Source organism: Microbacterium sp. B19 (assembly GCF_000333395.1).
Lineage (GTDB): Bacteria > Actinomycetota > Actinomycetes > Actinomycetales > Microbacteriaceae > Microbacterium.
In genome coordinates, this window is sequence record NZ_BADA01000046.1 from 1 (window position 1) to 4,512 (window position 4,512).

Sequence of the window (4,512 nt, forward strand, 5' to 3'; positions counted from 1 at the left end):
GACGCCGTCCGCGGCGGGTGTCGCGCGAGACGCCCGGGCACTGGATGGACCGCATCACCGCGTCCGCCCGCAGCGACGACGAACGCCTCGGACTCACGAGCGCGCACCCCGTGTGGATCGTCCGCGCGTTCCGTCGCGCCCTCACGGCCGAGGGGCGCGGCGACGAGCTCGATGCCCTCCTGGCCGCCGACAATGACGCCCCGCGGGTGGCGATGATCGCCCTGCCGGGGCTGGCCGAGATCCCCGAGGACGCCCGCCCCGCCCGGTACGCGCCGACGGCGTTCACGACACGCGGGGGAGACCCCGAGGCGCTCATCCGCGCGTCCGACGGTCGCATCCGCGTGCAGGACGAGGGGTCGCAGCTCGCCGCCCTCGCCCTCAGCCGCTTCCGGCCCGTCGAGCCGGGCGAGCGATGGCTCGACCTGTGCGCCGGACCGGGCGGCAAGACGGCGCTGCTCGCGGCCGAAGCCCTCGCCGGGGGCGCCTGGCTGGATGCCAACGAGATCTCGCCGCACCGGGCGGCGCTCGTGCGCCGGGCCGTGGCATCCGTCCCGCTCGAGGTCGAGGTGACCGAGGAGGACGGCCGCGACCGCGCCGCCCGCACGCCGGGGGAGTACGACCGGATCCTCGTCGACGCGCCCTGCACGGGGATCGGCGCCCTGCGCCGGCGTCCCGAGGCGCGGTGGCGGAAGACCCCGGCCGACGTGCCGGATCTCACGGCGCTGCAGCTCGAGCTCGTGCGGGCGGGGCTCGGTGCCCTGAAGCCGGGCGGGGTGCTGGCGTACGTGACGTGCTCGCCCCACCTGGCCGAGACCTCCGGCGTGCTCGCCGAGGTGCGCCGCGAGTTCGGCGACACCGTCGAGGAACTCGACGCCCGCGCCGTCGTGCGCGACATCGCCGGCTCGGACATCGACCTGCCTGCGCAGTCGGACGGCTCTCTCCGCGCCCAGCTCTGGCCCCACCGGCACGGCACCGACGCGATGTCGATCGCGCTCCTGCGCCGCGTGTCGTGACGCGTGAGGGGTCAACAACTGTCGCCCGTGCGCGAGCCGAGCGACAGTTTCTGACCCCTCACACGAGAGTGCAGCGCTTGTCCACTCGCATAATGGTCGGGTGCCCTCCGACGCCCCCCGCATCAATCCGAGCATCCTCGCCGCCGACTTCGTGAACATGCAGGCGGAGCTCGCCCGCATCGCCGGGGCGGACTTCGTCCACGTGGACGTCATGGACAACCACTTCGTGCCGAACCTCACCTTCGGTCCGCAGATGGTGGGTCGCATCCAGGAGACGAGCCCGGTGCCGCTCGACGTGCACCTGATGATCGATGACCCCGACCGCTGGGCTCCGGAGTACGCCGAGCTGGGCGCGGCATCCGTCACCTTCCATCTCGAGGCTGCGGCGTCGCCCGTCGCGCTCGCGCGGACGCTCCGCTCGATCGGCGCACGCGCCGGGGTGGCCGTGAAGCCGGCGACCCCCGTGGAGAACCTGTTCGAGGTGCTGAACGAGTTCGACCAGATCCTCGTCATGACCGTGGAGCCGGGCTTCGGCGGCCAGTCGTTCATGCCCGAGACCATGCCGAAGCTGCGCAGCCTCGCCGACGAGGCCCGCCGCCGCGGATCGAGCGTGTGGCTGCAGGTCGACGGCGGCATCGGCGAGTCCACGATCGCGCAGGCCGCCGAGGCCGGCGCCGACACGTTCGTCGCCGGTTCCGCGGTGTTCGGCGCCGACGACCCCGACCGCGCGATCCAGTCGCTGCGCTCCGCCGCCGCCCGCCACACGCACTGACCCGGGACACGGTCTCCCGGCCCGGCATCCCTGCCTCTCCCCGATAAACGCTCGTCCTCGCGAGACACGCGGTCTCGCAGCGTTCCTCGCGACAGACGGCGTTTATCGACGCCGGTGCCACCCCGCCCGGCGGCCGGTGCAGCCCCGCCCGGCGGCCGGTGCCACCCCGCCCGGCGGCCGGGGCACCGCCGAGCCGATACCCTAGACAGGTGAAGACCTTCGACGACCTGTTCGCCGAGCTCAGCGCCAAGGCCGTCGAGCGCCCCGCCGGCTCCGGAACCGTGGCTCAGCTCGATGCCGGCGTGCACGCCATCGGGAAGAAGATCGTCGAGGAAGCCGCCGAGGTGTGGATGGCCGCCGAGTACGAGTCCGACGAGGCCGCAGCGGAGGAGATCTCGCAGCTGCTCTACCACCTCCAGACGCTCATGCTCGCGAAGGGCCTGACGCTCGCAGACGTCTACCGACATCTCTGAGCCGCTCCCTCCCACCTCTCGCTCACGAACCACGAAAGCCCCCGTCATGCTGCGAATCGCCGTGCCGAACAAGGGGTCGCTCGCCGAGACCGCCGCCGAGATGCTCTCGGAGGCCGGGTACACCGGACGTCGCGACTCGAAAGACCTGTACACCGTCGACCCCGTCAACGAGGTCGAGTTCTTCTACCTCCGTCCCCGTGACATCGCGACGTACGTCGGCTCCGGCGCGCTCGATGTCGGCATCACCGGCCGCGACCTGCTGCTGGACGCCCGGATGCCCGGAGCCCGCGAGATCGAGTCGCTCGGCTTCGCGGGGTCCACGTTCCGCTTCGCCGGCCGCCCCGGCCGTTTCACCGACGTCGAAGACCTGCAGGGCCTCCGCGTCGCGACGGCATACCCGGGCCTGGTCGACGCGTTCCTTGACGAGCGCGGCGTGGCCGTCGACATCGTGCCGCTGGACGGCGCCGTCGAGTCCGCGGTGCAGTTGGGCGTGGCGGATGCCGTTGCGGACGTCGTCTCGACCGGCACGACGCTGCGTCAGGCGGGGCTCGAGATCTTCGGCCCCGTGCTGCTCGAATCGGATGCGGTCCTGATCTCCGGCCCGAACGAGGTCGAGGGCACCGAGACGCTGCTCCGACGCCTCCGCGGTGTCCTGGCCGCGCGGAAGTACGTGCTCATCGACTACGACCTGCCCGCCGCCCTCGTCGAGCAGGCGATCGCCGTCGCGCCCGGCCTGGAGTCGCCGACGATCTCGCCGCTCCGCGACCCCGAGTGGGTCGCCGTGCGCGTCATGAGCCCCCGCCGCGACGTCAACCGCGTCATGGACGAGCTGTACGCGATCGGCGCCCGGGCGATCCTGGTCACCGAGATCCTCGCCGCGAGGCTCTGATGACGCTCGCCCGCCGCGTCATCCCGTGCCTCGACGTCGCCGCCGGCCGCGTCGTGAAGGGCGTGAACTTCCTCGACCTGCGCGACATGGGCGACCCGGTCGAGCTCGCGAAGCTCTACTTCGATCAGGGCGCCGACGAGATCACGTTCCTCGACGTCACGGCCACGGTCGACGAGCGCGCCACGACGTATGACGTCGTCCGCCGTACCGCGGAGCAGGTGTTCATCCCGCTCACGGTCGGTGGGGGAGTGCGCTCCACCGAGGACGTGGCGCGTCTGCTCTCCGTCGGTGCCGACAAGATCGGCGTGAACTCCGCCGCGATCGCCCGTCCCGACCTGATCGATGAGATCGCCGACCGCTTCGGCGCGCAGGTGATCGTGCTCTCGCTGGACGTCAAGCGCGCGGCATCCACGCCGTCCGGGTTCGTCGTGACGACGCACGGCGGCCGTACCGAGACCACCCTCGACGCCCTCGACTGGGCGCGCGAGGCCGTCGAACGCGGCGCCGGTGAGCTGCTCGTGAACTCGATCGACGCCGACGGCACGAAGCAGGGTTTCGACCTCGAACTCGTCGGCCTCATGCGCCAGGTCGCGGCGGTGCCCGTGATCGCTTCGGGCGGTGCCGGCGCCCTGGAGCACTTCGCCCCCGCCATCGCCGCCGGCGCCGACGCGGTGCTCGCGGCATCCGTGTTCCACTCCGGCCAGCTCACGGTCGGCCAGGTCAAGGACGCGATGGCGGCCGAAGGAATCGAGGTGCGCCGATGAACGTCGAAGCGTTCGACCGCGTGAAGTACGACGCCCAGGGACTCGCGACCGCGGTCGTGCAGCAGTTCGACTCGCGCGAGGTGCTCATGGTCGGGTGGATGGATGCCGAGGCCCTCCGCCGCACCCTCACCACCGGCCGTGTGACCTTCTGGTCGCGCTCCCGCCAGGAGTACTGGCGCAAGGGCGACACCTCCGGGCACATCCAGATCGTGAAGGGCGCGCGTCTCGACTGCGACGGCGACACCCTCCTCATCGAGGTCGACCAGGTGGGCGCCGCGTGCCACACCGGCGACCACACGTGCTTCGACTCCACCGATCTCGAGCCCGTCGTCGGGCAGTCCTGATGCGTCGAGCGCGTTCGCTCTCGGTCGTCGGGATGCTCCTGGCCGGCGCCCTCGGCGTGATCTCGTCGACCCAGACGTGGATCGACGTGACCCTCGCCGACGGCGCGCAGCAGACGCTCGCGGTCCCCGGTGCGGATGCCGTGCCCGTGCTCACCCCGCTGAAGCCTCGCGCCCTCGCGCTCGGTGCCGCCCTGTCGATCGTCGGCCGCGTCCCTGCGTACGTGCTGGGTGCGATCGCCCTCGCGATCGCGGGGGTC

Annotated in this window: 7 protein-coding genes; all 7 read left to right on the forward strand. The window is 72.0% G+C overall.

Annotated elements, in window-relative coordinates:
* Nucleotides 1-1,013, forward strand: a 1,013-nt coding sequence (locus I5G_RS01635) for an RsmB/NOP family class I SAM-dependent RNA methyltransferase (RefSeq protein WP_026095573.1), incomplete at its 5' end; no start/stop codon positions are given.
* A gap of 100 nt (nucleotides 1,014-1,113) precedes the next feature.
* Complete coding sequence (rpe, locus tag I5G_RS01640; RefSeq protein ID WP_022877495.1) at nucleotides 1,114-1,785, forward strand: ribulose-phosphate 3-epimerase; 672 nt, start codon at nucleotides 1,114-1,116, stop codon at nucleotides 1,783-1,785.
* Nucleotides 1,786-1,994: 209 nt separating this feature from the next.
* On the forward strand, nucleotides 1,995-2,258 hold the full coding sequence (locus I5G_RS01645; protein WP_022877496.1) for a phosphoribosyl-ATP diphosphatase: 264 nt from the start codon (nucleotides 1,995-1,997) through the stop codon (nucleotides 2,256-2,258).
* Nucleotides 2,259-2,304: 46 nt separating this feature from the next.
* A complete protein-coding gene (hisG, locus tag I5G_RS01650) occupies nucleotides 2,305-3,147 on the forward strand; it encodes an ATP phosphoribosyltransferase (RefSeq protein WP_022877497.1) in 843 nt (280 codons plus the stop codon).
* Nucleotides 3,147-3,911, forward strand: coding sequence for an imidazole glycerol phosphate synthase subunit HisF (hisF, locus tag I5G_RS01655; RefSeq protein WP_022877498.1), 765 nt, complete (start codon nucleotides 3,147-3,149; stop codon nucleotides 3,909-3,911). Before hisG ends, hisF begins: the two co-directional genes overlap by 1 nt.
* Nucleotides 3,908-4,255 (forward strand): phosphoribosyl-AMP cyclohydrolase, encoded by a 348-nt coding sequence (gene hisI, locus I5G_RS01660; RefSeq protein WP_022877499.1) that lies wholly within the window; start codon nucleotides 3,908-3,910, stop codon nucleotides 4,253-4,255. Before hisF ends, hisI begins: the two co-directional genes overlap by 4 nt.
* Nucleotides 4,255-4,512: Trp biosynthesis-associated membrane protein (locus I5G_RS01665; protein WP_022877500.1), on the forward strand; the 258-nt coding region annotated here is incomplete at its 3' end. The genes hisI and I5G_RS01665, both read left to right, overlap by 1 nt.